The following is a 26,357-nucleotide window of genomic DNA, read 5'->3' as shown; positions in this document are numbered from 1 at the left end:
ACCAGTGAGCGAGGCAGTTTGGAGTGCGCGTTCCACGGCGGGTTCGCGTCTTTACAGCTTGAACAGCACCGGGGGGCGCCGTCAACACATTTTTCACAAATTTTCGGTAGTTCCGGGCATGTCGTAAGACATAGCTATCGGCTACCACTTCAGATGAATGCTTGGGTTTGCAGATGCGCTGCTACAGTGTTCACAAGTCAAAGATGTGAATGGGGCGCGCGATGGCAATTCTGGTTCGCATCCTTCTGTGGCTGGCCTGGCTTTCAGCCGTGGGCTGGTTCTGGCACGTCGGCAAGTTCGGCACCGCGACCGCGATCGCACTCGCGGCGCTCAGCCTCGTGGTGTTCGCATGGCCCGTGAGCGTTGCGCGGCGCAGGCACAACGAGCTGCGCTATGTCGACATGGGCAAGGAACCGACCGGCTACCACTGAAACCGCGGTTTCAGGCCTGCGGCGTCAGATGCTGTGCGGGTCGACGTCGATCAGCCAGCGGATCACGCCCTTGCCCTCCGGCGTTCGCCGCAGCTCGTGCAGCAGCGGCTGCCACGCCGCAAGCAGCTTCTGCAGCGCGGCCCGCGAGGGGCTCTCGATCAGCATCTGCGCCCGCTCCACGTTCGCCACGCGCTGGATCGCCAGCGGCACCGCCGGATAGCGCGTGACCAGGTCGGCGCCCGGCAGCGCCTCGGCCTGGTCGGCCGCCGTGTTCAGGAAGCCCTGTGCCACCGACTGCTCGCGCGCGTCGGCCCGCAGCAGCGCCTGGAAGGCGAAAGGCGGCATGCCGGCGGCGCGGCGTTCGTCGAGCTGCTGGGCGGCGAAGGCGGTGTAGTCGTGCTTGCGCAGCGCCATGAAAAGCGGGTGTTGCGCGTGATGCGTCTGTATCCACATCTCCGCCGTCGCGCCCTGCGCCGCGAGGTACGCGGCGTCGCGGCCCGCGCGGCCGGCCGACTGCATCAGCAGGCTGAAGAGCCGTTCAGGCGCGCGGAAGTCGCTGGAGAACAGCGCGCCATCGGGGTTCACCGCCGCTACCAGCGTGATGCGGCGGAAGTCGTGGCCCTTGGCGATCATCTGCGTGCCCACCAGCACGTCGACCTCGCCCGCGTGCACGGCGGCGAGCTGCGATTCGAGCGCGCCCTGCTTCTTCGTGCTGTCGGCGTCGATGCGCGCGATGCGCACCGCGCTGCCATCGGGGTGCTTCACCGACGAGAACAGTTCGGCCAGATGCTCCTCGAGCCGCTCGGTGCCGCGGCCCACCGGCGCGATGTCGGGGTTGCCGCAGGCCGGGCAGGCGCGCGGCACGCGCTCGGTAAAGCCGCAGTGGTGGCAGCGCAGCGTGCGGTCGATCTTGTGGAAAACGCGGTACGCGCTGCAGTGCGGGCATTCGCTCTTCCAGCCGCAGTCGCCGCAGGCCAGCACCGGCGAATAGCCGCGCCGGTTGAGAAAGATCATGCTCTGCTCGCCGCGCGCGATGCGCTGGCCGATGGCGTCGAGCAGCGCGCCCGAGATCACCGTCTTCGGCGGCTGCAGGTTCATGTCGACCAGCCGCACCGCCGGCAGCTCGCCCGCGCCGATGCGCGAGGGCATGGCCAGCCGCACATAGCGCCCGCCAGGGTCTTCGCCCTCGGCGGGGCGGCTCTGGTGCCAGCTCTCGAGCGAGGGCGTGGCAGAGCCCAGGATCACCTTGGCCTTCTCGCGCTGGCCGCGCCACACGGCGAGGTCGCGTGCCGAATAGCGCGCGCCTTCCTGCTGCTTGTAGCTCGGGTCGTGCTCCTCGTCGACCACGATCAGCTTCAACGCCGGTATCGACGCGAACACCGCCATGCGCGTGCCCAGCACGATGCGCGCCGCGCCGCTGTGCGCCGCCAGCCAGCTCGCCAGGCGCTGCGGGTTGGTCATGCCGCTGTGCAGCGACACCACCGCCTCGTCGCCGAAGCGCGCCTTGAAGCGGGCTTCGAGCTGCGGCGTGAGGTTGATCTCGGGCACCATCACCAGCGCTTGCGCCTCGGGCTCGCGCGCGAGCAGGTCGGCCACGCAGCGCAGGTAAACCTCGGTCTTGCCGCTGCCGGTGCTGCCGGCCAGCAGGAAGGTGCCTGTTCCCTCCTCGATGCGCGCCAGCACGGCGGTCTGCTCGGCGCTCAGCGCCACCGGGTTCGACGACTCGGCCGTCTGCGCCACCGGCCCGGCAGCGCTCTTGCGCTTGAGCCGACGCGCGAGCTGCGTCGTCGACAGGTCGCGCAGCTGCGGCGGCAGGGCGGCCAGCGCGATCTCGCCGATCGAGCGCTGGTAATAGCGCGCGGCAAAGGCCACGAGATCGCGCCAGCCTTCGTCCAGCGGCGCCAGCGCATCGAGCGCCGCGCCCACGGGCTTGAGCGCCATGTCGGGCTCGGCGCCCACCAGCGACACCGGCTCGTTCCAGACCACGCCCAGCACCTCGCGCTTGCCCAGCGGAACACGCACCAGCGTGCCGGGCGGCATCGGCTTGGCGCTGGCGTAGCTCAGCAGGTCGCCGAGCGCGGCGTGCGCGGGCGTCTGCACGGCGATGTCGAGCCGCCACGGCAGCGCTGGCGGGGCGCCGTTCGTCGGCTGGATGGGCTCGTCGAGGGGCAGGCCGGCTGTGGAGATGGGTGATCCTTCTTGGAGCGGGTTGTTAAAAAGTCTTTGAGCAAGGGCGCTTAAGTCGTTGATTTTTCAGCGCTTTGGCCCTCATCCAGAGTTCCTGTGGATAACTTTGTTGACAAGCGGGCTGGACTCGCTGCCAAGCCTTGAAAATCAAGGCTCCGGCTGGATTGCCCGGAAAAAAAGCAAAGTTCAAACTCTATATAAATCAATGACTTAGCTTTGCTATCTCTTTGGAAGCAAGGAAGATGGGTAACCCGGAAATCTTGCGCACTGCAACACGTGTTTTGTGCATAAGTGCGGATGCATATACTGTTTTTGCGCTTGACAAACGGCTGCGGGCCAACTTCTCAGGGCCGCCGTGCCTGCCCCGACCGGTTCTGGCCGATAACAATTTCAGCCACGCATCGCCCGCGACTTCGCGTGCACCGCGGCCACCAGCGCCGCCACGTGCTCCGGCGGCGTGAACTGGCTGATGCCGTGGCCCAGGTTGAAGATGTGCGTCGGGCCCTGGGCCGTGCGGTCGGCGTGCGGCTTGCCGAAGGCTTCCAGCACCTTGGCCACCTCGGCCTCGATCTGCGCGGGCGGCGCGAACAGCACGTTCGGGTCGATGTTGCCCTGCAGCGCCTTGGCCTTGCCGTCCGTGCCCTCTGCGACCCGGCGGCGCGCGGCGCCCAGGTTCACCGTCCAGTCGACGCCCAGCACCTCGCAGTCGAGCGCGCGCATGTCGTCCAGCCACAGGCCGCCGCCCTTGGTGAACACGATGCGCGGCACCGGCTGGCCGTCGGCGCCGGTGCGCTTGAGGCCGGCCAGCACGCGGGCCGTGTAGGCGAGGCTGAATTCCTGGAACGCTCCGTCGGCCAGCACGCCGCCCCAGCTGTCGAACACCATCACGGCCTGCGCGCCGGCGTCGATCTGGGCGTTGAGGTACGCGGCCACCGAATCGGCATTCACCGCCAGCACGCGGTGCATGAGGTCGGGGCGGCCGTAGAGCATGCTCTTCACCAGCCGGTAGTCGCTCGAGCCGGCGCCTTCCACCATGTAGCAGGCCAGCGTCCACGGGCTGCCCGAGAAGCCGATCAGCGGCACCCGGCCGTTCAGTGCCTTGCGGATGGATGCCACGGCGTCGAACACATAGCGCAGCTTTTCCATGTCGGGCACTTCGAGCGCCGCCACCGCCGCCTCGTCGCGCACCGGGCGCGCGAAGCGCGGGCCTTCGCCGGCCTCGAACGACAGGCCCAGGCCCATCGCGTCGGGCACCGTCAGGATGTCGGAGAAAAGAATGGCCGCGTCCAGCGGATAGCGCTCCAGCGGCTGCAGCGTGACTTCGGTGGCGTAGTCGGTGTTGGTGGCCAGCCCCATGAAGCTGCCCGCCTTGGCGCGGGTGGCGACGTACTCCGGCAGGTAGCGGCCGGCCTGGCGCATCAGCCAGACGGGCGTGTGGTCGGTGGCCTGGCGCCAGCAGGCACGCAGGAAAGTGTCGTTTTGCAGGGGGGCGAAAGGCATTCCCCCATTGTCGCAGGCACCCCGGCTCGCTGGTTCAGCCTCGCGCCGCCGTCACCGCCGCGCGCAGGCCGAGCAGGTAGCTGTCCACGCCAAAGCCGCAGATCTGTCCTTTCACGATCTCGGCGAACACCGAGTGATGGCGGAACGCCTCGCGCGCGTGGATGTTCGACATGTGCAGTTCGACGACGGGCACCGTGAGGATCGCCAGCGCGTCGCGGATGCCGTAGCTGTAGTGCGTCCATGCGCCGGCGTTGATCAGCACCGCGTCCACGCCGTCGGTGAAGGCGCGATGGATGCGCTCGCACATCTCGCCCTCGCTGTTGGTCTGGAAGCTCTCGACCTCGGCTCCCAGCTCCTTGCCGAGTGCCTGCAATTGCGCGTCGATCTCGGCCAGCGTCACCGTGCCGTATTGCTTGGCGTCGCGCTTGCCGAACATGTTGTGGTTGATGCCGTGCAGCATGAGGATCTTCATGTGGCTGTCTCCAGTCGTCGGGTCAGACCAGGGGGATGGTCATGCGGTCGATGAGGCTGCGCGTGTCGGGCCGCACGCCGCGCCACCACAGGAAGGCTTCCGCCGCCTGTTCCACGAGCATGCCGACGCCGTCGGCCAGCTTCGGCACGCCGGCGTTCTGCGCCAGGCGCAGGAAGGGCGTCAGGCCCTTGCCGTAGGCGAGTTCGTAGGCCAGCCTCGCACCCTGCAGCGCCTGCGCGGGCAGGGGCGGCAGTTCGGCCCTGAGGCTCGCGGACGTGCCGTTGATGACGATGTCGAATTGCTCGCCCGCCAGATCGCCGTAGCCGCAGCCTTGCACGTGGCCGTGCCCGGCAAACTGCTTTGCCAGGTCGACGGCCTTGGCCTCCGTGCGGTTCGCCAGCACCACCACGGCCGGTTGTTGCGCGAGAAACGGCTGCAGTGCGCCACGTACCGCACCGCCCGCGCCGAGCACCAGCATGCGCGCGCCCTCGAGCGGGAAGCCGAGGTTGCGCTGGATGTCGTTGGTCAGGCCCACGCCGTCGAAGTTGTCGGCAAGGATGCGCTCGCCATCGAACTTGAGCGCGTTGGTGGCGCCGGCGAGCTCGGCGCGTTCGAGCCGCTCGGTGGCCAGTGCATAGGCCTGCAGCTTGAACGGGGCGGTGACGTTCATTCCGCGTCCGCCCGCCTTGCGGAATGCGTGCACGTCGTCGGCGAAGCGCTCCAGCGAGCCTTCTATCGCGCTGTACTCGATGTCCTGGCCGGTCGCCTGCGCGAAGCTGCCATGGATCATCGGCGACTTGGTGTGTCCTATCGGGTTGCCGATCACGGCGTACTTGTCGGTCATGGCTGCTTCCTTACTTGCTGTAGAGCACGCCGTCGGCCTGCATCTCGGCGATCTGCGCGGCGTCGAAGCCGAGGCTCGCGGCGATTTCCGCGTTGTGCTCGCCCAGTTCGGGCGCCACCTGCGTGACCGAGGTGTCGCAGCCCGACATGTGGAAGGGCAGGTTCGGCAGGCGGATCTTTCCGAGCACCGGATGTTCCTGCTCGACCACCATGCCGCGCGCACGGATCTGCGGATCGGCCAGCACTTCGTCGATGCGCTGGACCTTGGCGGCCGGCACGTCGATGCCGTCCAGCATCTTCAGCACCTGCGCGACCGGCCGTGCAGCAACCCACGGCTTCACCACTTCGAGGATCTCGGCGCGATGTGCATTGCGCCCGGCCGAAGCGTGCAGCCGCATGTCGCTGCCGAAACCCGCGGGGCCGCCGTTCTGCTCGACCAGCGCGGCAAAGCGCTTCCAGGCGTCGTCCACCTGCGCGGCGATCACAAGGTCGCCGTCCTGCGCGCGGAACACGCCGTAGAGCGTGGAATTGGGCATGTCGTGCCCGGTCTGCACCGGCACTTCCTGGCCATTGGAGAGCGTGTAGCACTGCACCGCGTACTCGTGCATGGACACCAGCGTGTCGTACAGCGCCATGTCGATGTGCTGCCCGCGGCCGGACTTCACCCGCCCCAGCAGCGCCGCGTTGATTGCGGCGACCGCGTGGATGCCGGTGTACATGTCGCCCAGCGAGATGCGCAGCAGCGGCGGTGCTTCGCCCGGGTTGCCGACCATCTGCATGATGCCGCTCTTCGCTTCCGCGATGAGGCCGAAGCCGGCGCGGTGCGAGTCGGGGCCGGTATGGCCGTAGGCCGAGATCGAGCAGTACACCAGGCCGGGGTTGGTCTCGGCGAGCTCGGCATAGCCCAGGCCCAGCTTGTCTAGGGCGCCGGGGCGGTAGTTCTCGACGAACACGTCGGCGCTGTCGACCAGTTTCTTCATCAAGGCCCGGCCGCGTGGGTCCTTCGTGTTCACGCTGAGCCCCTTCTTGCCCATGTTCTGCTGCAGGAAATAGCCGCTGTGGTCGCCGACGAACCACGCGTGCTGGCGCCCGGCGTCGCCCGTGCCGGGGCGCTCGACCTTGATGACTTCCGCACCGAGCGCGGCAAGGCAGCGGCCGACATAGGGGCCGGCCAGGAAGTGGCTGTAGTCGATGACGCGCAGGCCAGCCAGCGGCAGCGCCTGTTTCGGTGACGCGCTCATGCCGGCTTCCTCGGCACCATCACGCGGTGCTCGCCCTTTTGCACGACCTCGTCGCGCTGGTTGATGAGTTCGGACGGCAGCACAAGGATGCCCCAGCCCGGCTTGCTCTTCGACTCGCGCTTGCTGCCGACGTGGAACTTCACGCGCACCGTGTCGCCGAGCTTGATGGGGGCCACGAAGCTCCATTCCCAGCCGAGCGACATGCCCGGCATGAAGCGCATGTCGCTCTTCGTCTTGAGCCCGTCGGCCACCGACAGGCCGAACAGTCCGTGCGCCACGCGGGTGCCGAAGGGCGTGGTGCGCGCATAGGCTTCGTCGGTGTGAACGGGGGTGTGGTCGCCAGTGAGGTCGGCATACGCCATCACGCGCGCCTCCGTCACTTCATAGGGCGGACTGATGCACTCCTGGCCGACGACGGCGTCGTCCCAGTACTTGTCTTCGATGGTCAAGGCGGTCATGGATGGATGTCTCTCTCTATGTATCGGGTTGGCGGTTCTTCAGGCGCGGGGATCGATGGCGAGCGCGCGTGCCACGGCGCCGGCGCTGGCCTGGATGAATTCGACGGCCAGGCCGTCCGGCAGGCGCAGCCAGTTGCGGCCCTGCGGCATTTCGGTCACGCCGAAGGCCTGCGCGGCGGCGAGTGCGGCCTCGAGGTCTTCGCACATCACGCCGAGATGGCCGAGGCGGCCTTCAGGCCCTGCGTAGTCGGGCTTGGCCATGAACTGCATGCCGCCGAGGGTCCAGTACTGCACCGGCTCTTCGAGCGTGCCCTGCACTTCGCGCATCGTCATGCCGCAGACGTCGTGGAAGAACCTGATGTGCCAGTGGATGTCCTTCACCCAGATGGCGACGTGCTCCACATAGGCGCGCGGCGTGCTCATTTCGCCTCCATGCGGCGCTCGATGCCCTTGATGGCCGCAACCAGCGTCCGGTTCACAGGCGTCGGCACGTTGTGCTCGATACCGCCGCGCACCACCGCGCCGTTGATGAAATCGATCTCGGTGATGGAGCCTTTCTCCAGGCTTTGCAGCATCGAGGTCTTGAATTCGTAGGGCAGGCCTTCGGCAGCCATCACCCATGCATCGCGAGGCGATTTGATCGACAGCTTCACGCCGATGGCCTGCGCGACGGCCATGGCTTCGGCCACCGCGGCGATGGCCGTGGCCTCGATCTCGGGCACTGCGTAGAGGCTGCCGTAGACCTGACCCGTGATGCCGCTCAGCGCGCCGGTCGAGACGTTGATGAGCAGCTTGTCCCACATCACGCCCATGATGTTGTCGCTGACCTCGCAAGGCAGACCGGCACGCTCGAACTCGGCTGCGATGGCCCGGGCGCGTCCGCTCACGCTGCCGTCGAGCTCGCCGATCACGGTGCGCTTGCCGCGTGTGCCCGCAATGATGTGGCCCGGGCCGAGCAGAACGCCGCCGACGTAGGTCTTGCCGGCCAGCACATGCGCGCGGCCGGCGACGTCGGCCAGGATCTCTTCGTGGCCCAGGCCGTTCTGCAGCGACATCAGCGCGGTGTCGGGTCCGATGATCGACCGCGCGCCTTCGATGGCCGAGCGTGTGTGGAACGACTTGACCAGCACGATCATCAGGTCGGCTGGCGGCAGGCCCTCGGTGCTTGTCGATGCGCGCACCTTGACGCGGCGCTCCGAGTCGCCGTCCTTCATCAGGAGGCCGTCGCGATTGATGGCGTCGACGTGCGCCTGGAACGGGTCGATGAGCGTGACGTCCGACCCGCCGGCGGCGAGCGTGCCACCGATGGCGCAGCCGAGGGCGCCAGCGCCCAGGAAATAGATTTTCATGCCTGTCTTTCGAAGGGCTGTCTCGAAGGGATGCCCTGACGATAGGTTTCGAGGAACATTTCGTCCATGACATGGGTTGAATGGTCTACATTCCGTTTTGAAATGAATGCGGACGACGACAACCTCGATGCGAGCGCGGGCTTGCTCAGCCTCAAGCTGCTGCGCCTGTTCGACCTGATCTACACCACGCAGAGCGTGACGCGCGCGGCCGACCAGCTCGGCCAGAGCCAGCCCACGGTGAGCAACTGGCTGGGCCGGCTGCGCAGGCACCTGGGCGACGAGCTGTTCGTGCGCACCGCGGCAGGCATGCAGCCGACACCGCGCGCGCAAGAGCTGATCGTTCCCGCGCGTGAGGCGCTCGCAGCGTTGCGCCGCGTGACCGCGCCGCCGGAAGTGTTCGATCCGTCGAGCTCCACACGGCGCTTTCGCATCTGCATGACGGATGCCAGCCACATCACGCTGCTGCCGCAACTGCTGGCGCACGTACGCGCCGTGGGCCCCGGCATTCGCCTGGAGGCTGCGCGCATCGACGAGCAGACCGGGCAGGCGCTGCAGTCCGGCCAGGCCGACCTCGCGATCGGGCTGGTGCCATGGCTCGAATCGGGCTTCTATCAACAGGTGCTGTATCCGCAGGATTGGGTGTGCCTGGTGAATGCACGGCATCCGCGCGTCGGCGCGAAGGGCATGGGCCTGCGCGACTACAAGGCCGAGGCGCACATCGGCATCGTCGGCGGCACGGGTGTGCAGTTGCTGGAGGCGGCGCTGCTGCGGCATCGTGTGGAACGACGCATCCTGCTGGAACTGCCGGGCTTCCTGGGCCTGGCCGCCATCGTCTCGACCACCGACCTCATTGCCACCGTGCCCCGCCAGATCGGCGAGACGCTGGCCCGCACCAACGGGCTCGCGGTGTTCGACTGCCCTGTTCCCGTGCCTCCCTTCACCGTCAAGCAGCACTGGCATGCGCGCTACAACCAGGACCCCGCGAATCGCTGGCTTCGCGGCCTGTGCGAGGGGCTCTTTGCCAGGAAGTCCAAGGTTCGCAAACAAGAGGAAGGCCGCAGAGCCTAGTGCGCAAGCATCGCCTGAGCCGTTACGCCCCTGGCCTCGCGCTGCTGGAACGCGCGGGGCCTCGCTGCAGCGCTCGAGCCGTGGAGGGCGCCCGCAAGCGCTTCCGCAGGACAGGCACGCGGGGGCGCGACATCATCGGTGTCTCCACCCGGGACACCGTGGGTGCTGCGCTCCCGGTCCACGCACGGTACGCGCTGGATCAACGCACGGGCTTCTCGCCGAACACCTCGGCCATGAGGCCGATCAGCCACCGCAGGCCTGGATCGCCGTCGCGCGCCGCCGCCCACAGCAGCGACACCTCGTAGGCCGGTGTTTCGAAAGGCAGAGGCCTCACCGCGAGCCCGAGCGTGTCGCGCCACGTGGCTGCGGCGAAGGTGGGCACGGTGGTAATGGCGGGCATCTGCCGCACGATGAAGGGGCTGGTCGCGAAGTTGCGGCTGGAGAAGACCACCTTGCGCGCATGCCCTTGCTCGCGCAGCAGTTCGTCGACTAGGCCTCTGAGGTCGGCGCTGAACGAGGTCAGCAGGTGCGGGTGACGCAGGTACTCCTGCAGCGTGATGCGCTTGCCGCGCACCTTCACCAGCGCCGGGTTGTAGACGCAGACGAAGTGCCAGCCGAACAGCGCGCGCTGCCGGTGCCACGCGGCGCAGTCGGTGAAGACGCCCACCGCCAGTTCGATCTCGGCCGCGTCGAGCATCGCCGGCGCGTTGGTGCGCTCGGCCGCGCGCGCCACCAGGCGCACGCCCGGTGCCTCTTCGGAAAGCCGCTGCATCAGCCGGGGCATCAGCGCCACTTCGAGCGCATCGCTCAGGCCGATGCGGAACACGCGCTCGGCCTTCGCCGGGTCGAACGCCGGCCGGGCATGCAGCGCCTGCTGCAGCGACAGCAGCAGCGGCTCGATGACGCGCGCGAGCTCCAGCGCACGCGGCGTGGGCGTCATGCCGTGCGAGGTGCGCACGAACAGCTCGTCGCCCAGCGCGGTGCGCAGGCGCTTGAGCGCGCCGCTCAGTGCCGGCTGGCCGATGAACAGCCGCTGCGCCGCGCGCGTGACGCTGCGTTCGTGCAGCAGCGCGTGGAACACCAGCAGCAGGTTCAGGTCGAGCCGCCTGAAATCACTTTCGTTGATGTATTCCATGGTTCCAAACGATTTGAATGATAGGCCCGGCGTTCCTAACCTGAAGGCTCTTTCTCTCTTTCCTTCTTTCATCGGACATTCAAAGGAGTCGTCATGGCCTTGGAACAGCAGCAGACAGTGGTGGTGGTCGGTGGCTCGTCGGGCGTGGGCCTCGAGACCGTGCGGCGCATGGTGGCCACCGGCGCGCGCGTGATCGCGGCCGGCCGGGACAACGGCAAGCTGCAGGAAGCGATCGCCGGCATGGGCGCGAACGTGAGCGGCGCAGCCTTCGACGCCTGCGACCGCGGCGCGCTCGATGCCTTCTTCGACAACACCGGCCCCGTCGATCACCTGGTGCTGACGCTCAGCGGCGGGGAGGGCGCGGGCGAGTTCGCGCAGCTCGATCTTCAATCGTTGCGCCGCGGCTTCGAGGCCAAGTTCTGGCCGCAGCTCGAAGCGGCCCAGGCCGGCGCGCGCGTGCTGCGCAAGGGCGGCAGCCTGACTTTCGTGACGGCGATCTCCGCGCGCAACTCGCTGCCCGGCACTTCGGGGCTGGCGGCGATCAACGGCGCGATCGAGGCGATGGTGGGCAGCCTGGCGCGCGAGCTGAGGCCCAGCCGGGTGAATGCCGTGTCGCCTGGGCTGGTCGACACGCCCTGGTGGAACCGCGTGCCCGCCGCGATGAAGGACGACCTGTTCCGCCAGCAGGTCGAGATGCTGCCCGTCGGCCGCGTGGGCCGGCCGCAGGACGTGGCGCATGCGATCCAGTTCCTGATCGAGAACGGCTATACGACGGGGACCGTCATCGAGTGCGATGGGGGGCTGCGGCTGGTGTGACGTGACGGGCGCGCCGGCTCGCACAACGAAAAGTTTTGTTGAAAAAACAGCGGCAGATACAGAGCGATACGCAGGACCGGGTGAATGGCGGTTCGAGGGGCGACATTGGGACCTGTCAGCCCTTTCACCACCTTCAGTCACTCAGGAAATCCAATGTCAACGTCGTTCCAACTGCCCCGCAGAAGCTTCCTCGCCGCAACGGCCCTCGGTGCCGCGGCCGCCCAGCTCGCAGCGCTCACGCCGGCCTTCGCGCAGGCCGCGACGGGCTCGTCTTCCAGGCGCCTCGAGCCGCTCAAGAGCATCGATGCGGGCACGCTCGGCATCGGCTACTACGAGGCGGGCCCGGCCGATGGCGCGCCGGTGATCCTGCTGCATGGCTGGCCCTACGACATCCACATGTTCGTCGACGTGGCGCCTGCGCTCGCGGCGGCGGGCTTCCGCGTCATCGTGCCGTACCTGCGCGGCTACGGCACTACGCGCTTCCTGTCGGCGGACACGCCGCGCAACGGGCAGCAGTCGGTGGTTGCCGTCGACATCATCGCGCTGATGGATGCGCTGAAGATCCAGGTTGCGACCGTCGCCGGCTGCGACTGGGGCGCGCGCACGGCCTGCATCATGGCGGCGCTGTGGCCGGAGCGCGTGAAGGCGCTGGTCTCGGTGAGCGGCTACCTCATCGGCAGCCAGGAGGCCGGCAAGGTGCCGCTGCCGCCGCAGGCCGAGCTGCAGTGGTGGTACCAGTATTACTTCGCGACCGAGCGCGGTCGTGCGGGCTACGAGAAGAACCGCCACGACTTCGCCAGGCTGATCTGGCAGACGGCATCGCCCAGGTGGAACTTCGACGCGGCCACCTTCGACCGCAGCGCGGTGGCGCTCGACAACCCCGACCACGTGGCGATCACGGTTCACAACTACCGCTGGCGACTTGGCCTCGTCGAAGGCGAGGCGAAGTACCAGGCGCTCGAGAACCGGCTCGCCAAGGCGCCGGTGATCGCCGTGCCCACCATCACGCTCGAAGGCGATGCCAACGGCGCGCCGCATCCGGAGCCCAGCGCCTATGCGAAGAAGTTCTCGGGGCGCTACGAGCATCGGCTGGTCAGCGGCGGCATCGGCCACAACCTGCCGCAGGAAGCGCCCAAGGCCTTCACGAAGGCCGTGATCGACGCTGCGCGAGGCTGATGAAGCCTGGAGCTCAGGAGCAATCGCCATGTGGAACATCCATCAGGCCTACATTGACGGCGCTTTCGTGCCCGTGCGGGGCAGCGAGCAGCTGGAAATCCTCAACCCGGCCACCGGCCAGCCCATCGGCACCGTGACGCTGGCGAACCGAGACGACGCGAAGCGCGCCATCGAAGCCGCGAGCCGGGCGCAGCCAGTGTTGGCGGCCAGTACCAAGGCGCAGCGCATCGACATGCTCAGGCGCCTCGAGGCCGCCATGCTGGCGCGCACCGAGCAGATCTGCGACGCCACCATCGAGGAGTACGGCGGCCCGCTGGCCCGTTCGCGATGGGTCAGCAACTACGCCTCGCAATGTTTTGCCGACACGGCGCGGATGCTGGAGGGCTACGAGTTCGAGCGCCGCATGGGCGACGCCATCGTGCGCATGGAGCCGGTCGGCGTCGCCGGCCTCATTGCGCCCTGGAACAGCACGGCCGGGAGCATCTGCAGCAAGCTGGCTTCGGCCATCGCCGCGGGCTGCGCGTCGGTGATCAAGCCCAGCGAGTTCAGTCCGCTGCAGGCGCGGGTCGTGACCGAGGCGCTGCACGAGGCTGGCCTGCCGGCGGGCGCGGTCAACGTACTGCTGGGGCGCGGCGGCGACGTGGGCGATGAGATCGCCACTCATCCGGCCATCGCCAAGATCTCGTTCACCGGCTCCACGGCCACCGGCAAGCTCATCGCACGCGCGGGCCTGGACACGCTCAAGCGCGTGAGTCTCGCGCTGTCGGGCAAGTCGGCCACCGTGGTGCTGGACGATGCCGACCTGCCGACGGTGCTGCCCATGGCGCTGGGCGCGGCCTTCATGAACAACGGCCAGGCCTGCGTGGCGGGCACGCGCCTGCTGATTCCGAACGCGCAGATGGCGCGGGCCATCGAGGGCCTGCGCGCGGCGGCGGCTGGCATGCGCGTGGGCGATCCGCGCGACCCCGCCACCGCGGTCGGGCCGCTGGCGAGCAAGGCGCAGTTCGAGCGCGTGCAGCACTACATCCGCCGGGGGATCGAGCAGGGCGCGACGCTCGTGACTGGCGGCGAGGGGCGCCCGGAAGGCTTCGACAGGGGCTGGTTCGTGCGCCCCACCGTGTTCGCGGGCGTGCGCAACGACATGGACATCGCTCGCGAGGAGATCTTCGGGCCGGTGCTCTCGGTGATCGGCTACGACGGCGAGGACGAAGCGGTGGAGATCGCGAACGACTCGCCATACGGCCTGCAGGCGTATGTCTTCTCCTCGCAGCAGCAGCGCGCGTTGAGCGTGGCTTCGAGGCTGCGCGCAGGCACGGTACTGGTCAACCGCGTCACGCCCGAGCTGAGTGCGCCCTTCGGCGGCGTGAAGCAGTCGGGCATCGGCAGGGAGTTCGGGCTCTTCGGCATGGAGGCCTTCCTGGAGCCGAAGACCGTGGCCGTGGCGCAGCCCGGCTGAGATCGCGCCCGATGGCGCGGATGGGGCAGGCGTTATCCTGCCCCATGCTCCTGACAGACTCCGTGCCCTCCGCGCTCCCCCGATCAGCAAAGGCGAGCGCTGGCAAGAGGCCGCCGAAGCCCTGGGCGTGGCTCGGCTTCGTTCTCTTCGTGTACATCGCGATCTGCGCATGCCCTGCATTCGCGCAGGCCAAGGCCAGTCTGGTGCCCGTGCCGCCGATGAAGACGCGCGTGATCGATCTCACCAACACGTTGAGCGTGGGCGATGCCGACGGGCTGCGCCAGGAAATCGCCGAGCTCGAGAGCAGCACGCAGGCGCAGCTTGCGGTGCTGATCGTGCCGACGACGGGGCAGGAGGCGATCGAGCAGTACGCCACGCGCGTGTTCGCGCGCTGGAAGCTGGGCCGCAAGGACGAGGACGACGGCGTGCTGGTGCTCGTTGCGCTGAAAGACCGGAAGATGCGCATCGAGGTCGGCAAGGGCCTGGAGGGCACGATCACCGACATCCAGGCGGCTGCGATCATCGACAAGCAGATGGCACCGCGCTTTCGTGGCGGCGACTACGCGGGCGGCATGCAAGCCGCGGTGCGGGCGCTGTCGGAGCTGATCGCCGCGCCGGCGGCGCCGGCATGGCCCGACACGCTCGCGTCGGACACCGCGTCCGCGCCGCAGCCGATGGATGAGGAGGCAGCGCGCGAACCGGCTGCAGGCGGCGGAGGCCTCACGCCAGAAGGAAAGGCCTTCCTCGGCGTCATGCTGTGGAGCATCGGCGTGGGGGCATGGCACGGTCTCGGCGCGGGGCCCCTCGTCGGCACGCGGCGCCGCAACGCGCGGCCTCCTTCGCGCGGCAAGCGTTCGGGCAAGCGCGGGCGCCGCATCCAGCGTCCCGAGCCCTGGGCCGAGTCGCTGCAGGAGATCGAGCCTGAAGCGCCCCGCCGGCCGCGCGACTGGCGGCTCGTGCTCGGCCTGGTCGGCGCGGGTCCGGTGGGCGGGGCCGCCATGCTGCTGAACCCTTTCATGGCGGGGGTCCTGGCGATTCCGGCGCTCTTCCTGTACGGCCTGGGGTATCTCTGCGGACGCGTGAAGGAAGTGGCCTATGTGCTCGGCAGCATCGCCGCGGTGATCGCGGCGCTGGTGTGCATCGCCTTCATGGTCGGCGGCGACGTGTTCTGGCCGGGCTTCCTGTGGGCGCTGGGCATCGGCGGCGTGGGCCTCCTGGTCACGGTCATCGTCTTCGGCATCCGCAACACCTGGCGGGACGGCAGCGCGCTCGGCTTCGTGATCCGGTGGATCGTCGTGCTGGGGGTGGTCGGCACGGTGGTGGTGATCACCGAGCCCGGCCCGTTGCCCGACGAGACATGGATTCCGACCGCGATCGCGACCGTCCTCGCGCTGCTGTTCATGTTCGTCTTCCCGACCTTCGCCACGGGAAGTGGCGACGGGGACAGCGGCTGGAGCAGCGGCTCGTCGAGCAGCAGCAGTTCGTCGTCGGACAGCTCCTCGTCCGGCGGTGGCGGCTCCAGCAGCGGAGGCGGGGCCTCGGGCAGCTGGTAGCGGCCGATCAGACCACCGGCACGCGCCTGGCGTCGGCCGGGTTCACGTTGCGGCGGTAAAGCACCAGCGTGGCGATCAGGCCGCAGACGGCGGCGCCCGTCATCCACAGGCCCGGCGCGCCCTTGTCGCCGGTCATCTCGATCAGGCCGGTGGCAATGGCCGGCGTGAAGCCGCCGAAGATCGCGGTGGCCAGGCTGTAGGCCAGCGAGAAGCCGGCGGTACGCACGTTGACCGGCATCACCTCGGTGAGCGCAACCACCATCGCGCCGTTGTAGCTCGCGTAGAGGAAGGACAGCCACAGCTCCACTTCGAGCATTCGCGCGAAGCTGGGCGCGCCCACCAGCCACTTGAGGGCCGGGTAGGCGGTGAGGATGGTCAGCACCGTGAACAGGATCAGCAGCGGCTTGCGGCCCACGCGGTCGGACAGCGCGCCCATGACCGGCAGCCAGAAGAAGTTGGAGATGGCCACGCACAGCGTGACGATCAGCGCGTCGGTGGTGCTCAGGTGCAGCACGGCCTTGCCGAAGGTGGGCGTGTAGACGGTGATCAGGTAGAACGACACGGTGGTCATCGACACCAGCATCATCCCGGCGATCACCAGGCCCCAGTTGGCGACCATCGAGCGGAAGATCTCGCGCGCGTCGGGGCGGTGCTTGCGCGCCATGAACTCCTCGGTCTCCTGCAGCGAGCGGCGGATGATGAACAGCACCGGCACGATCAGGCAGCCCACGAAGAAGGGAATGCGCCAGTAGAAGTCGCCGATCTCCTGCGGCGTGAAGGTCACGTTGAGCCAGTAGCCCAGCGCCGCCGCCACGACGATGGCCACCTGCTGGCTGGCCGACTGCCAGCTCACGTAGAAGCCCTTGTGGCCCGGCGTTGCCATCTCCGACAGGTACACCGACACGCCGCCGAGCTCCACGCCGGCCGAGAAGCCCTGCAGCAGCCGGCCGATGAGCACCAGCAGCGGCGCCGCGAGGCCGATGGTCGCGTACGAAGGCACGCAGGCGATCAGCAGCGTGCCGACGGCCATCAGCGCGAGCGTGACGATCAGGCCCTGGCGGCGGCCCACGCGGTCGACGTATGCGCCCAGGAAGATCGCTCCCAGCGGCCGCATCAGGAAGCCGGCGCCGAAGGTCATGAAGGTCAGCATCAGCGATGCGAACTCGTTGCCCGACGGGAAGAAGGCCTTCGAGATCTGCGTGGCGTAGAAGCCGAACAGGAAGAAGTCGAACATCTCCATGAAGTTGCCGCCGGTCACGCGCAGGACGGTGGCGAACTTGGAGGAGGAAGCGGTGGAGGCGTGGGCAGCGGTGCCCTTTTGCGCGGCGCTGGGCGCAGGATTCATCTTGTTGTCCCCTTGGGCAGTACTGGCGATGTGCTCGCCCAAGGGTAGTACCGGCTCCCCGACCGCAACCTGACTACGGCGGTCAGGTAGCTGTCACTCGCCGCCGCAGTGGCCGCGTCTGGTCGCGCGTCCAGGCCTCGTTCAGGCCTTGTATTTGATCGAGCAGCCGTAGGGCCGCGTGGTGGCCGCCGAGATCGGCCTGCCGCCGAAGGCCTCGCCCAGGGCCTGGTTCACGTAGTTGGTCGCGGTCTTGATGTCGTCCACCCGCGCCGAGGCGATGCTGTCGATGCCGCCCGCGTACACCAGCGTGCCCTTGGGGTCGATGATGAAGATGTGCGGCGTGGTGCGCGCGCCGTAGACCTGGCCGATGAGGCCGTCCTCGTCCATCAGCACGGCGGTGGGCGCGGCCTTCTGCGACTTCATCCAGGCGTCGAGCGCGTCGGGCTTCAGGTAGTCGGTGGCGGCGCGCTCGGTGGAATTTATGGCCAGCCACACCACGCCCTTGTCGGTCGCGGCCTTCTGCGTGGCGGGCATGTTGCCGCTGCCGTAGTGCTTGCGCACGAAGGGGCAGCCGGGGTTGGTCCATTCGAGCACCACGAACTTGCCCGCGAAGTCGGAGAGCTTGTGCTTGGCGCCGGTGGTGTCGACGGCGACGAAATCGGGCGCCTGCTGGCCCACGATGGGGGCTGCGGCGGCGTTGCTGCCCATCAGGAAGGTGGCGCCCAGCGCCACGGCTGCGGCGACGACGGCACGGCGGGAGGCCCGGCTCAGGGCGGCGCGGGCGTTGCGCGCGGCGCGGAAGGAACGCGAGTCGGCGGTTGGCGAGAGAGACATGGCCAGCTTGAACTCCAAAACAAAATTCCAAACAACAACTGCAGCTTAGAACGGTTTCTTCAAGTGCTTGTGACAACCCATGTCACGCCGGTGGTCAAAGCGCGGCGATGGCGGCGCGGACTTCGTCCTTGCCCAGTATCTCCGTCAGCACGACCGGCGGCTTGCCCGGTGCCTGCAGCACGTACACCGGCACGCCGCTGCGGCCCAGCGCGGTGAGCGCGGCGGTGATGGCGGGGTCGCGCCGGGTCCAGTCGGCGCGCAGCATCGCGACCTTCTTGGCGTCGAAGTCGGCCAGCACCTGCTCGTCGGACAGGGTGCTCTTCTTGTTGTACTGGCAGGTCACGCACCATGCGGCGGTGAAATCGATGAACACCGGCCGGCCCGCGTCCGACAGCTGCGCCACGCGTTCGGCGGACCAGGGCTGCCAGCGCTGGCCGGTCGTGTCCTTCGTGCCGGCCGAGGCCAGCTTCGCCGGCTCCACCACCTGCAGCACGTTGTGGCCGATGGCGGCGGTGAGCACCACGGTGAACGCGATCAGCACGCTCGCGATCACGAGCCGCGTGCGCCCGCGCAGCGTGAACGCCCAGACGATGGCGGCCATGCACACCAGGAGCGCGAGCAGCGTGCCCGCGCCGTCGATGCCGCTTTGCTGGCCCAGCACCCACACCAGCCACGCCACGGTGGCGAACATCGGGAAGGCCAGCAGGCGGCGCAGCGTGCCCATCCACGGGCCGGGCTTGGGCAGCAGGTAGGCTACGGCGGGCACGAAGCCGGCCACAAGATACGGCAACGCCAAGCCGAAGCCCAGCGCCGCGAACAGCAGCAGCGCCTGCGCGGCCGGCAGTCCGATGGCGAAGCCCAGCGAGGCGCCCATGAACGGCGCGGAACAGGGCGATGCGATCACCACGGCGAGCACGCCCGAGAGGAAGTCGTTGGCCAGCGGATGCTTGGCCTGCGCGCTGCACACCGAAGAGGGCGCGGCGCGGCCGAACTCGAACACTCCCGCGAGGTTCAGCCCGATCAGCGTGAAAAGTGCGGCAAGAGCAGCCACCACCCCCGGCGACTGCAGCTGGAAGCCCCAGCCCAGCCCGGCGCCCGCCGCGCGCAGCGCCAGCATGCCGCCGCCGAGCGCGAGGAAGGACAGCATCACGCCGCCCGTGTAGGCCAGCCCGGCCTTGCGGTGCGCGCTGGCGTTGCCCGCCTGCCGCGCGAAGCCCAGCACCTTGATCGCGAGGATCGGGAACACGCAGGGCATCAGGTTCAGCAGCAGGCCGCCGAGCAGGGCGCCCAGCAGCGCGGCCAGGAAGGTGGTGGTGGAGGGAGCGGGCAGATCGCTCGCCTTGGCGGCACCGGCGTTGGCCGCATTGGCCGCGAGCGCGGCCTGCAGCGCCGGCGACACCTCGGCGGCGCGCGGCGCGGCGGCCGTGGGCCAGGCGCCCGACACCGGCGCCTCGGCGCGCCACGCCATCGGCTGGCCGGCCTGCCGGTCGGCCTCGGGCAGCGTCACCACCAACGGCATGACGGTGGGGCTGGCGCTGCGCTGGTCGGCCAGCGGCACGGTGGCGGTCCAGGTGTCGCCCTGCCAGGATTGGGTCCAGTCCTTGCCGGAGACGGCCGCGGTGCGGATCACCTCGGGGGTCTCGGGGAAGAACTCCAGCGTCTTGCCCTGTGCGGCGGCGGGCAGGCCCTCCAGCCGCACCTTCAGGCTGTGGCCGTCGACCTCGACGGCGCCCGGCTTGGCCAGCGGCTGGGGCCGGGCGGCGAGGGCGGTGTCGAACTCCGCCTTGTGCAGCGCGGTCGAGCCCTGCAGCGGCAGGGCCAGCGTGAAGGTGCCTTCCTCGGGAATGCATTCCTTGCGGCAGACCAGCCAGGAGGCCTTGAGCTGGATGTCCATCGCCGGCGTGCCGCCCAGCGCCACCGGCGGCTTGTAGAGCGTGGACACCTCCAGCGGCACCGGCAGCAGCACGATGTTCTCGTAGCCGTAGTTGGCGAGGCTGCCGACCGGGATCTTCTTCGGCGCCGGCCATGCAATTTCGCCGGTCGAGACGCCCGCCGGCAGCGTCCACGTCATCTCGGTGGGCAGGCCGGAATCGCCGGCGTTCTTCCAGTAGGTGTGCCACTCGGGCTGGTGCGCGATCTGCAGGCCGACCCACACCGGGGCGCCGGGCGTCACGCCGTCGGGGGCGTGGGCGATGAGTTCGGCGCGCACATGGGGGGTGGTGACCACGGCGCCCGGCCTGGATGCCAGTTCGGGCGTCGATTGCGCCATGGCCGGCATGCTGGCTGCGGCTGTTGCTATCAGAAGCGTAGCGAATTGGATGCGCGGGAAGATCATGCCGTCAGTCGGAGCATTCAATGGGGGCGAAGTTCCAGGGCGGCTCAGGCGGCTGCGGAGGCCCAGCCCAGCACCACGCGCCGGCTGCTCGCGCTCTTCTTCTCTATCTTGGTGATCACCACAGCCCCGATTTCGGCGGTGTTTGCAACATGCGTGCCGCCGCAGGGCTGGAAGTCGATCGCTGCCTCGCCTTCGCCCGTGCCGCCGATGCGGATGGTGCGAACCGTGCCCGTGCCGCGCGGCGGCTGCACGCTCATGCTCTTGACCAGCGCGGGGTTGGCGTCGAGCTCCTCGTCGGTGATGGCGCCCACCGTCAGCGGGTGGGCCGCCTCGACCAGCCGGGCGAGGCCGGCGGTCAGCGAGTCCTTGTCCAGCGGTTCGGTCATGTGGAAGTCGAGCCGTGCGTACTCGGGGGTGATGGAGCAGCCGTTCACCGGCTGCGGCACCAGGTGGCACAGGAGGTGGGTGGCGGTATGGAAGCGCATCAGGCGGTGGCGGCGCTCCCAGTCGATGCGGGCGGTGAGCGCGTCGCCGGGCTTCAGCGCGGCCAAAAGTTCCTCTTGCCCGGGGGCCGGCACGTGGATGAACTCGTCGGTGGGCTGGCCTTCCGCGTCCTTGGCCTTGCGGGTGTCGGCGATGACGACTTCGCGGCCGTCGGCCAGGGCCAGCACGCCGCTGTCTCCAGCCTGTCCGCCGCCCAGCGGGTAGAACACCGTGCGGTCGAGCACGATGCCGGCATCGTCGATGCGCAGCACGCGGGCGTCGCAGCTGCGCAGGTAGGCGTCGGCGCGGAACAGGTCGTCGGTCATCCGGCGATGGTAGCGGCGATGCGCGAATGAGGTGCGCCCACGCCAGAAAGCGCCCACGGCCGACACTCCCCGGTGGGCCGGCCTGTGGAAGATATGTGCCGCAGGCGGCACGCCGCCTCCACGGCGCCGCATCACTGCCGCATGAAGGAACACGCATGGAACGACAGCAGCAAGCATTCACCCGCATCGCGCCCTCCTGGCCCAAAGTCACCGCCGTGACCTTGGCCGCCGCGCTGCTCGCCGCCGGCTGCGGCGAGGCTGCCAAGCTCGCGCCCGAGCTGACGACCGGCCCGCGCCCGCAGCTGGCCGAGCCGAACAAGACCCTGATTCCCACCGTCAACGTCGCCCCCGCCATCGGCTGGACCGACACCGCGACGCCCGTTCCCGCCGAGGGCCTGAAGGTGACGGCGCTGGCGCGCGGCCTCGACCACCCGCGCTGGGTCTACACGCTGCCCAACGGCGACATCCTGGTGGCCGAGAGCAACAAGCCGCCCAAGCCCGCCGACAGCAGCGACGGCGGCAGCGGCCCCGTCGCCGCGATTCGCAACTGGGTCATGGGCAAGGTCATGGGCCGCGCCGGCGCGGGCGTGCCCAGCGCCGACCGCATCACCTTGCTGCGCGACGCCGACGGCGACGGACAGGCCGATGTGAAGCAGGTGTTCATGAGCAAGCTGCGCTCGCCCTACGGCATGGTGCTGGTGGGCAACGAGCTTTTCGTCGCCAACGCCGACGCGCTGGTGAAGGTGCCTTACACCGAGGGCCAGACCTCCATCGACGCCAGCCCCACGCTGGTGACGCAGCTGCCCGCCGGCATCAACCACCACTGGACCAAGAACGTGATCGCCAACGCCGACGGCAGCAAGCTCTACGTGACCGTCGGCTCCAACAGCAACATCGGCGAGAACGGCCTGCCGGCCGAGGAGGGCCGCGCCGCCATCTGGGAGGTCGACACGAAGACCGGCGAGAAGCGCCTCTTCGCCAGCGGCCTGCGCAACCCCAACGGCATGGGCTGGGAGCCCGACACCCAGGTGCTGTGGACCGTGGTGAACGAGCGCGACGAGATCGGCAGCGACCTCGTGCCCGACTACCTCACTTCGGTGAAGGACGGCGCCTTCTACGGCTGGCCCTGGAGTTACTACGGCGGCGTGGTCGACGCGCGCGTCACGCCGCAGAACCCGCAGATGGTGGCCAAGGCCATCGCGCCCGACTACGCGCTGGGCTCGCACGTCGCGCCGCTGGGCATGGTGTTCTCGCGCCCCGGCGGCATGCCGGAGCAGTTCGCCAGCGGCGTCTTCATCGGCGAGCACGGCTCGTGGAACCGCAAGCCCAAGTCGGGCTACAAGGTGGTGTTCGTGCCCTTCATCGGCGGCAAGCCCAGCGGGCCGCCCATCGACGTGCTGACCGGCTTCCTGAGCGCCGACGAGAAGGCGCAGGGCCGCCCGGTGGGCGTGGCGCTCGACAAGGGCGGCGCGCTGATCGTGGCGGACGACGTGGGCAACACCGTGTGGCGGGTGTCGAAGGCGAAGTAGTTTCCCTTCAGCGCCGCGGCCGGGCGATGCGGTAGAGCCGGTGCCGCCGCAGCGCGTGGCCCTCGGGCACCAGCGGGTGGTCGAAGGCGCCGTCCAAGTCTTCCGTCATGCCGATGCGCTGCATCACCGCCGCCGAGCGAGTGTTGTTCCATGCGGTGAAGGCGACGATCTCGTTCAGCCCGAGCCGTCCGAAGCCCACCTGCAGCGCGGCGCGCGCCGCCTCGCTCGCGTAGCCGTGGCCCCACCACTTGCGCGCGAAGCGCCAGCCGATCTCCACGCAGGGCGAGAAGGGCAGCTCGGCCATCGGAGAGTTGAGCCCGGTGAAGCCCATGAACTCGCCCGATTCCTTGTGCTCCACGGCCCAGAAGCCCCAGCCGTTCCCGGCGATGCGCGAGCGCGTGCGCGCGACCGCCGCGTCGCTGTCGGCGCGCGTGGGCAGCGGCAGCAGAAACTCCATCACCAGCGGGTCGCCCGCGAGCTCGAAGAAGGGGGCGAGATCGCTGTCGCGCCATTGGCGCAGACGCAGGCGGGGCGTGTCGAATTCGATGATGTCGGCGGTCATGCCGCCGATTGTGCTGGCTCAGAATCCGGCCAGCACCACCTTGCCCTGCGCCTTGCCGCTCTCGATGAGCGCGTGGGCCTTGCGCAGGTTCGCGGCGTTGATGGTGCCGAAGCTCGCGTTCGCCGTGGTGCGGATGCGGCCGGCGTCGACCAGCGCGGCCACCTCGGCCAGCAGCGCGCCCTGCTCGGCGATGTCGGGCGTCTCGAAGCGCGAGCGCGCGAACATCATTTCCCAGTGCAGCGAGATGCACTTGGTCTTCAGCGGCATCGCGTCGAGCACCTTCATGTCGTCGATCACCGCGAGTTGGCCCTGGGGCTTCAGGCTTTCGATGATCTGCGCGTAGTGCTGGTCGGTCTGCGTGAGGCTGGCGACCATGTCGACCTCGCCGATGCCGGCGGCCGTCAGCTCGGCGGCCAGCGGCTTCGAGTGGTCGATGACCGCGTGCGCGCCCAGCTCCAGGCACCAGGCACGCGTCTCGGCGCGCGAGGCGGTGGCGATCACGCGCAGCTTGGTCAGCTGGCGCGCGAGCTGGATGAGGATGGAGCCCACGCCGCCGGCACCGCCGGTGACCAGCAGCGTCTGGCCTTCGCCGCCGCCCTTGGGCACGCGCAGGCGGTCGAACAGCAGTTCGTAGGCGGTGATGGTGGTCAGCGGCAGCGCGGCGGCCTGCGAATCGTCGAGGCTCCTGGGCGCGACAGCGGCGATGCGCTCGTCCACCGCATGCAGTTCGGCGTTGGTGCCGGGGCGGATGATCGAGCCCGAGTAGTACACGCGGTCGCCGGGCTTGAAGTTCTTCACGCCGGCGCCGATGGCCTCGACCGTGCCCACGGCGTCCCAGCCCAGCACCTTGGCCTGGCCGGCCTCGGGCGCGGCGTTCTTGCGGACCTTGGTGTCCACGGGGTTGACCGACACCGCCTTCACGCGCACCAGCAGGTCGCGCGCGCCGGGGACGGGCGCGGGCAGTTCAAGGTCCTGCAGCGATTCGGGGTTGTCGATGGGGAGGGGCTGGTAGTAGCCGACGGCTTTCATCATGGCGAATGCACCTTTCAGTAACGATGACTGAACTGTAGGATCGCAAGGCTGGTTTGATAAGTAGGCCGAAATAAGCAACAGTTTCAAATGAAAATTGAAAATATCTCCGATCTGCAGGTGCTGGTGCATACGGCGCGGGCGGGCACGCTCACCGCGGCGGCGCATGCGCTGGGGATCACGCCGGCGGCTGCCAGCGCCACGCTCAAGCGGCTGGAGGCGCAGCTCGGGGCGCGGTTGTTCGAGCGGTCTACGCGGGCGATGCGGCTTACTCCTCAAGGGCAGACGCTGCTCGACTACGCGGTGCGGGCTTTCGAGTTGCTCGACGAGGGGGAGTCGCTGGTCACTGCCGATCGCGGGGAGCTGGTCGGCACCCTTCGTGTGGCTTCGCCTTCGGACCTGACGCGCAGCACGCTGCTGCCTTGGTTCGACGAGTTTCTGGCGCTGCATCCGGGGGTGCAGCTGTCGCTGTCGGTGGGGGATCGGCCGCTGGACGTGATGCGCGACGAGGTCGACGTGGCGCTGCGTTATGGCGCGCTGGCGGATTCGCGACTGGTGGCTCGGCCGTTTGCGTTGACCAATCCGCTGCTCACTGCTTCACCTGACTATCTGCGGAGGCATCCGGCGCCTCGGGTGCCGCAGGATCTGGTGCATCACAACTGCCTGATCTTCAATCGGTCGGGTCGGAGGCACCGGGTGTGGCGGTTTGCCCAGAACGGGCAGTGGACGGAGGTGCGGGTGAATGGGAATCGCAGTGTGGACGATGCTTCGCTGGCTCGGGAGTGGACTGTGGCGGGGTATGGGATTTCGTTGAAGTCTGCGTTGGATGTGCGGGACGACATTCGGGAAGGGCGGCTCGTGCGGTTGCTTGTTGATTGGGAGACTGAGCCTTATCCGTTGCATGCTTTGCTGCCGAGTGGGAGGTTTGTGCCGGCTCGGGTTCGGGCTTTCGTCGAATTTCTTGCTCTCAAATTCGAGGCTTTGCTGGCTTCGGGGTGAGGTTGTTTCCCGGGGCCGGGACTCGCCCCGGCGGGCGACCTACTTTTCTTTGCTTCGCCAAAGAAAAGTAGGCAAAAGAAAGGCGACCCCACTGTCTGCGACCCCTTCGCTGCGCTACGGGGCAACCTGCGGTGCTCGCGTTTCGCGGGGTCTCGCCCAAACTCGCTTCGCTCAGACAAGGGCGAGCCCTGATCCGCGAAACGCTGCGCTCCTCGGCGCAGCCAGAGGGGAGGGGGCCCCACTCGGGCCTTTGCTTCGCTCGGCCTTCGGATTGGCTCCCTCTCCCGCTTGCGGGAGAGGGTTGGGGTGAGGGCGGCGGCGCTCGATGTCGCCGTGCGCCCTCTACTTCCTCAAATCATCGGCGTCACCGCCCCATCCATCGCCACGATGGCGCCCGTCACATAACTCGCCTTCGGCGACGCGAGGAACAGCACCGTGTTGGCCACTTCCTCCGGAGTCGCGATGCGGCCCAGCGGCAGCCGTGCCTTGGCGCGCTCCAGCGCTTCGTCGGTGCCGATGCCCTGCAGCTTGGCGTCGGCTTTCATGCCTTCCTGCAGGCGCTCGGTGAGCGTGAGGCCGGGGTTCACCGCGTTCACGCGCACGCCCTTGGCGGCGTAGGCGGCGGCCATGCCGGCGCTGACGAGCATGAGGGCGGCGTTGGCTGCTCCGCCGGCCATGTGGACGGGGCTTGCGACTTTGCCGCCCTGGCCGATGACGTTGACGATGGCGCCGCGGCCGCGCTGGCCCATGCGCTTGACCACCGGGTCGATCATGTGGATGTAGGTGAAGTACTTGGCGTCCATGGCGTCGTGCCACGACGCAGCGGTGAGGTCGTCGGGCGGGGTGCGGCGGGCGGCGCCTGCGGAATTGACGAGGACGTCGACGGGGCCGAAGGCTTTTTCGGCGGCGTCGAGGGCGGCTACGGCGCTGGCGGGGGCCTTGAGGTCGGCTGCATGGATGGAGACGCGGGCTTCGGCTTGGGGGAAGGATTCGGCGAGGGTCTTGCGGCCCTGTTCGAGGTTGGCGAGGTCGCGCGAGACGAGGCTGACGCGGGCGCCTTCGCGCAGGAAGCCCAGTGCGCAGGCGAGGCCGATGCCCTTGCTGCCGCCGGTGATGAGTACGTGCTGGTCCTGGAGCTGGAGGTCCATGAAGCGGGTCCTTGGTGGATGGGGTGTGGCGATTCAATCACCGCCGCGAAACCCCTGCACGCGCCCGGCTGGATGGGCCTCG

24 protein-coding genes are annotated in these 26,357 nt (G+C 68.7%); 8 read left to right on the top strand and 16 right to left on the bottom strand.

What is annotated here, in order from left to right:
- Nucleotides 1–221: 221 nt before the first annotated feature.
- Nucleotides 222–431 (top strand): hypothetical protein, encoded by a 210-nt coding sequence (locus tag AC1VNX_RS30745; protein ID WP_483161319.1) that lies wholly within the window; start codon nucleotides 222–224, stop codon nucleotides 429–431.
- Nucleotides 432–455: 24 nt separating this feature from the next.
- Here AC1VNX_RS30745 and AC1VNX_RS30740 read toward each other — a convergent pair whose 3' ends face one another.
- The 8 genes from AC1VNX_RS30740 to AC1VNX_RS30705 all read right to left on the bottom strand — a co-directional run bounded on the left by AC1VNX_RS30740 (nucleotide 456) and on the right by AC1VNX_RS30705 (nucleotide 8,481).
- The gene (locus AC1VNX_RS30740; RefSeq protein ID WP_483162044.1) at nucleotides 456–2,555 is read right to left on the bottom strand and encodes a primosomal protein N'; all 2,100 of its coding nucleotides are present in this window, start codon (nucleotides 2,553–2,555) and stop codon (nucleotides 456–458) included.
- Nucleotides 2,556–3,008: 453 nt separating this feature from the next.
- Nucleotides 3,009–4,118 carry a uroporphyrinogen decarboxylase gene (hemE, locus tag AC1VNX_RS30735; RefSeq protein ID WP_483161318.1) on the bottom strand — a complete coding sequence of 370 codons (1,110 nt, stop codon included), beginning with the start codon at nucleotides 4,116–4,118 and terminating at the stop codon, nucleotides 3,009–3,011.
- Nucleotides 4,119–4,152: 34 nt separating this feature from the next.
- Nucleotides 4,153–4,590 carry a type II 3-dehydroquinate dehydratase gene (gene aroQ / locus AC1VNX_RS30730; RefSeq protein WP_483161317.1) on the bottom strand — a complete coding sequence of 146 codons (438 nt, stop codon included), beginning with the start codon at nucleotides 4,588–4,590 and terminating at the stop codon, nucleotides 4,153–4,155.
- A 22-nt stretch (nucleotides 4,591–4,612) separates the two neighbouring features.
- Nucleotides 4,613–5,434 (bottom strand): shikimate dehydrogenase, encoded by an 822-nt coding sequence (aroE, locus tag AC1VNX_RS30725; protein WP_483161316.1) that lies wholly within the window; start codon nucleotides 5,432–5,434, stop codon nucleotides 4,613–4,615.
- A gap of 10 nt (nucleotides 5,435–5,444) precedes the next feature.
- Nucleotides 5,445–6,674 (bottom strand): CaiB/BaiF CoA transferase family protein, encoded by a 1,230-nt coding sequence (locus tag AC1VNX_RS30720; protein WP_483161315.1) that lies wholly within the window; start codon nucleotides 6,672–6,674, stop codon nucleotides 5,445–5,447.
- A complete protein-coding gene (locus AC1VNX_RS30715) occupies nucleotides 6,671–7,123 on the bottom strand; it encodes a MaoC family dehydratase (RefSeq protein ID WP_258355227.1) in 453 nt (150 codons plus the stop codon). The genes AC1VNX_RS30720 and AC1VNX_RS30715 overlap by 4 nt, the downstream gene beginning before the upstream one ends.
- A gap of 48 nt (nucleotides 7,124–7,171) precedes the next feature.
- Nucleotides 7,172–7,555 (bottom strand): VOC family protein, encoded by a 384-nt coding sequence (locus tag AC1VNX_RS30710; RefSeq protein WP_258352915.1) that lies wholly within the window; start codon nucleotides 7,553–7,555, stop codon nucleotides 7,172–7,174.
- Nucleotides 7,552–8,481, bottom strand: coding sequence for a ketopantoate reductase family protein (locus AC1VNX_RS30705; protein ID WP_483161314.1), 930 nt, complete (start codon nucleotides 8,479–8,481; stop codon nucleotides 7,552–7,554). Before AC1VNX_RS30705 ends, AC1VNX_RS30710 begins: the two co-directional genes overlap by 4 nt.
- A 102-nt stretch (nucleotides 8,482–8,583) precedes the next feature.
- Here AC1VNX_RS30705 and AC1VNX_RS30700 point away from each other — a divergent pair, with 102 nt between their 5' ends.
- Nucleotides 8,584–9,549 (top strand): LysR family transcriptional regulator, encoded by a 966-nt coding sequence (locus tag AC1VNX_RS30700; protein ID WP_483161313.1) that lies wholly within the window; start codon nucleotides 8,584–8,586, stop codon nucleotides 9,547–9,549.
- A 199-nt stretch (nucleotides 9,550–9,748) separates the two neighbouring features.
- Here AC1VNX_RS30700 and AC1VNX_RS30695 read toward each other — a convergent pair whose 3' ends face one another.
- The gene (locus AC1VNX_RS30695; RefSeq protein WP_483161312.1) at nucleotides 9,749–10,684 is read right to left on the bottom strand and encodes a LysR family transcriptional regulator; all 936 of its coding nucleotides are present in this window, start codon (nucleotides 10,682–10,684) and stop codon (nucleotides 9,749–9,751) included.
- Nucleotides 10,685–10,777: 93 nt separating this feature from the next.
- Between AC1VNX_RS30695 and AC1VNX_RS30690 the strand changes: the two genes are divergently transcribed.
- The 4 genes from AC1VNX_RS30690 (at nucleotide 10,778) to AC1VNX_RS30675 (ending at nucleotide 15,685) form a co-directional block, all read left to right on the top strand.
- A complete protein-coding gene (locus AC1VNX_RS30690) occupies nucleotides 10,778–11,500 on the top strand; it encodes an SDR family oxidoreductase (protein WP_483161311.1) in 723 nt (240 codons plus the stop codon).
- A gap of 153 nt (nucleotides 11,501–11,653) precedes the next feature.
- Nucleotides 11,654–12,676 carry an alpha/beta fold hydrolase gene (locus AC1VNX_RS30685; protein ID WP_483161310.1) on the top strand — a complete coding sequence of 341 codons (1,023 nt, stop codon included), beginning with the start codon at nucleotides 11,654–11,656 and terminating at the stop codon, nucleotides 12,674–12,676.
- Between the two features lie 28 nt (nucleotides 12,677–12,704).
- Nucleotides 12,705–14,132, top strand: a complete 1,428-nt coding sequence (locus tag AC1VNX_RS30680; protein ID WP_483161309.1) for an aldehyde dehydrogenase family protein — start codon at nucleotides 12,705–12,707, stop codon at nucleotides 14,130–14,132.
- A 149-nt stretch (nucleotides 14,133–14,281) separates the two neighbouring features.
- Nucleotides 14,282–15,685 carry a TPM domain-containing protein gene (locus AC1VNX_RS30675; protein WP_483161308.1) on the top strand — a complete coding sequence of 468 codons (1,404 nt, stop codon included), beginning with the start codon at nucleotides 14,282–14,284 and terminating at the stop codon, nucleotides 15,683–15,685.
- A gap of 7 nt (nucleotides 15,686–15,692) precedes the next feature.
- Here the strand turns inward: AC1VNX_RS30675 and tcuC are convergent, their stop codons facing one another.
- From tcuC to AC1VNX_RS30655, 4 genes are all read right to left on the bottom strand, one after another.
- On the bottom strand, nucleotides 15,693–17,030 hold the full coding sequence (gene tcuC / locus AC1VNX_RS30670) for a tricarballylate/proton symporter TcuC (protein ID WP_483161307.1): 1,338 nt from the start codon (nucleotides 17,028–17,030) through the stop codon (nucleotides 15,693–15,695).
- Between the two features lie 141 nt (nucleotides 17,031–17,171).
- The gene (locus tag AC1VNX_RS30665) at nucleotides 17,172–17,864 is read right to left on the bottom strand and encodes a thioredoxin family protein (RefSeq protein WP_483161306.1); all 693 of its coding nucleotides are present in this window, start codon (nucleotides 17,862–17,864) and stop codon (nucleotides 17,172–17,174) included.
- Nucleotides 17,865–17,958: 94 nt separating this feature from the next.
- Nucleotides 17,959–20,199, bottom strand: coding sequence for a protein-disulfide reductase DsbD family protein (locus AC1VNX_RS30660; protein WP_483162043.1), 2,241 nt, complete (start codon nucleotides 20,197–20,199; stop codon nucleotides 17,959–17,961).
- A gap of 44 nt (nucleotides 20,200–20,243) precedes the next feature.
- On the bottom strand, nucleotides 20,244–21,008 hold the full coding sequence (locus tag AC1VNX_RS30655; RefSeq protein ID WP_483161305.1) for an alanyl-tRNA editing protein: 765 nt from the start codon (nucleotides 21,006–21,008) through the stop codon (nucleotides 20,244–20,246).
- A 155-nt stretch (nucleotides 21,009–21,163) separates the two neighbouring features.
- Between AC1VNX_RS30655 and AC1VNX_RS30650 the strand changes: the two genes are divergently transcribed.
- A complete protein-coding gene (locus AC1VNX_RS30650; RefSeq protein WP_483161304.1) occupies nucleotides 21,164–22,537 on the top strand; it encodes a PQQ-dependent sugar dehydrogenase in 1,374 nt (457 codons plus the stop codon).
- A 7-nt stretch (nucleotides 22,538–22,544) separates the two neighbouring features.
- Here AC1VNX_RS30650 and AC1VNX_RS30645 read toward each other — a convergent pair whose 3' ends face one another.
- Together AC1VNX_RS30645 and AC1VNX_RS30640 are read right to left on the bottom strand one after the other, a co-directional pair.
- Nucleotides 22,545–23,099, bottom strand: coding sequence for a GNAT family N-acetyltransferase (locus AC1VNX_RS30645; RefSeq protein ID WP_483161303.1), 555 nt, complete (start codon nucleotides 23,097–23,099; stop codon nucleotides 22,545–22,547).
- A gap of 18 nt (nucleotides 23,100–23,117) precedes the next feature.
- Nucleotides 23,118–24,128 carry a zinc-binding alcohol dehydrogenase family protein gene (locus AC1VNX_RS30640; RefSeq protein ID WP_483162042.1) on the bottom strand — a complete coding sequence of 337 codons (1,011 nt, stop codon included), beginning with the start codon at nucleotides 24,126–24,128 and terminating at the stop codon, nucleotides 23,118–23,120.
- Between the two features lie 90 nt (nucleotides 24,129–24,218).
- On the opposite strand from AC1VNX_RS30640, the gene AC1VNX_RS30635 reads away from it, so the two are divergent.
- Nucleotides 24,219–25,127, top strand: a complete 909-nt coding sequence (locus AC1VNX_RS30635) for a LysR family transcriptional regulator (RefSeq protein ID WP_483161302.1) — start codon at nucleotides 24,219–24,221, stop codon at nucleotides 25,125–25,127.
- A 350-nt stretch (nucleotides 25,128–25,477) separates the two neighbouring features.
- On the opposite strand, the gene AC1VNX_RS30630 is transcribed toward AC1VNX_RS30635, so the two are convergent.
- On the bottom strand, nucleotides 25,478–26,275 hold the full coding sequence (locus AC1VNX_RS30630; RefSeq protein ID WP_483161301.1) for an SDR family oxidoreductase: 798 nt from the start codon (nucleotides 26,273–26,275) through the stop codon (nucleotides 25,478–25,480).
- Nucleotides 26,276–26,357: the final 82 nt, after the last annotated feature.

The organism is Variovorax sp. TLI9-5A (assembly GCF_056867935.1).
This window is presented reverse-complemented; position numbering and strand designations above follow the sequence as displayed.

Excerpts from the sequence above, each read along its gene's own strand:
- AC1VNX_RS30745 (WP_483161319.1), top strand. The coding sequence starts at position 222 with ATGGCAATTCTGGTTCGCATCCTTCTGTGGCTGGCCTGGCTTTCAGCC.
- hemE (WP_483161318.1), bottom strand. The coding sequence starts at position 4,118 with ATGCCTTTCGCCCCCCTGCAAAACGACACTTTCCTGCGTGCCTGCTGG.
- aroQ (WP_483161317.1), bottom strand. The coding sequence starts at position 4,590 with ATGAAGATCCTCATGCTGCACGGCATCAACCACAACATGTTCGGCAAG.
- aroE (WP_483161316.1), bottom strand. The coding sequence starts at position 5,434 with ATGACCGACAAGTACGCCGTGATCGGCAACCCGATAGGACACACCAAG.
- AC1VNX_RS30720 (WP_483161315.1), bottom strand. The coding sequence starts at position 6,674 with ATGAGCGCGTCACCGAAACAGGCGCTGCCGCTGGCTGGCCTGCGCGTC.
- AC1VNX_RS30710 (WP_258352915.1), bottom strand. The coding sequence starts at position 7,555 with ATGAGCACGCCGCGCGCCTATGTGGAGCACGTCGCCATCTGGGTGAAG.
- AC1VNX_RS30705 (WP_483161314.1), bottom strand. The coding sequence starts at position 8,481 with ATGAAAATCTATTTCCTGGGCGCTGGCGCCCTCGGCTGCGCCATCGGT.
- AC1VNX_RS30700 (WP_483161313.1), top strand. The coding sequence starts at position 8,584 with ATGAATGCGGACGACGACAACCTCGATGCGAGCGCGGGCTTGCTCAGC.
- AC1VNX_RS30695 (WP_483161312.1), bottom strand. The coding sequence starts at position 10,684 with ATGGAATACATCAACGAAAGTGATTTCAGGCGGCTCGACCTGAACCTG.
- AC1VNX_RS30690 (WP_483161311.1), top strand. The coding sequence starts at position 10,778 with ATGGCCTTGGAACAGCAGCAGACAGTGGTGGTGGTCGGTGGCTCGTCG.
- AC1VNX_RS30685 (WP_483161310.1), top strand. The coding sequence starts at position 11,654 with ATGTCAACGTCGTTCCAACTGCCCCGCAGAAGCTTCCTCGCCGCAACG.
- AC1VNX_RS30680 (WP_483161309.1), top strand. The coding sequence starts at position 12,705 with ATGTGGAACATCCATCAGGCCTACATTGACGGCGCTTTCGTGCCCGTG.
- tcuC (WP_483161307.1), bottom strand. The coding sequence starts at position 17,030 with ATGAATCCTGCGCCCAGCGCCGCGCAAAAGGGCACCGCTGCCCACGCC.
- AC1VNX_RS30665 (WP_483161306.1), bottom strand. The coding sequence starts at position 17,864 with ATGTCTCTCTCGCCAACCGCCGACTCGCGTTCCTTCCGCGCCGCGCGC.
- AC1VNX_RS30660 (WP_483162043.1), bottom strand. The coding sequence starts at position 20,199 with ATGATCTTCCCGCGCATCCAATTCGCTACGCTTCTGATAGCAACAGCC.
- AC1VNX_RS30655 (WP_483161305.1), bottom strand. The coding sequence starts at position 21,008 with ATGACCGACGACCTGTTCCGCGCCGACGCCTACCTGCGCAGCTGCGAC.
- AC1VNX_RS30650 (WP_483161304.1), top strand. The coding sequence starts at position 21,164 with ATGGAACGACAGCAGCAAGCATTCACCCGCATCGCGCCCTCCTGGCCC.
- AC1VNX_RS30645 (WP_483161303.1), bottom strand. The coding sequence starts at position 23,099 with ATGACCGCCGACATCATCGAATTCGACACGCCCCGCCTGCGTCTGCGC.
- AC1VNX_RS30640 (WP_483162042.1), bottom strand. The coding sequence starts at position 24,128 with ATGAAAGCCGTCGGCTACTACCAGCCCCTCCCCATCGACAACCCCGAA.
- AC1VNX_RS30635 (WP_483161302.1), top strand. The coding sequence starts at position 24,219 with ATGAAAATTGAAAATATCTCCGATCTGCAGGTGCTGGTGCATACGGCG.
- AC1VNX_RS30630 (WP_483161301.1), bottom strand. The coding sequence starts at position 26,275 with ATGGACCTCCAGCTCCAGGACCAGCACGTACTCATCACCGGCGGCAGC.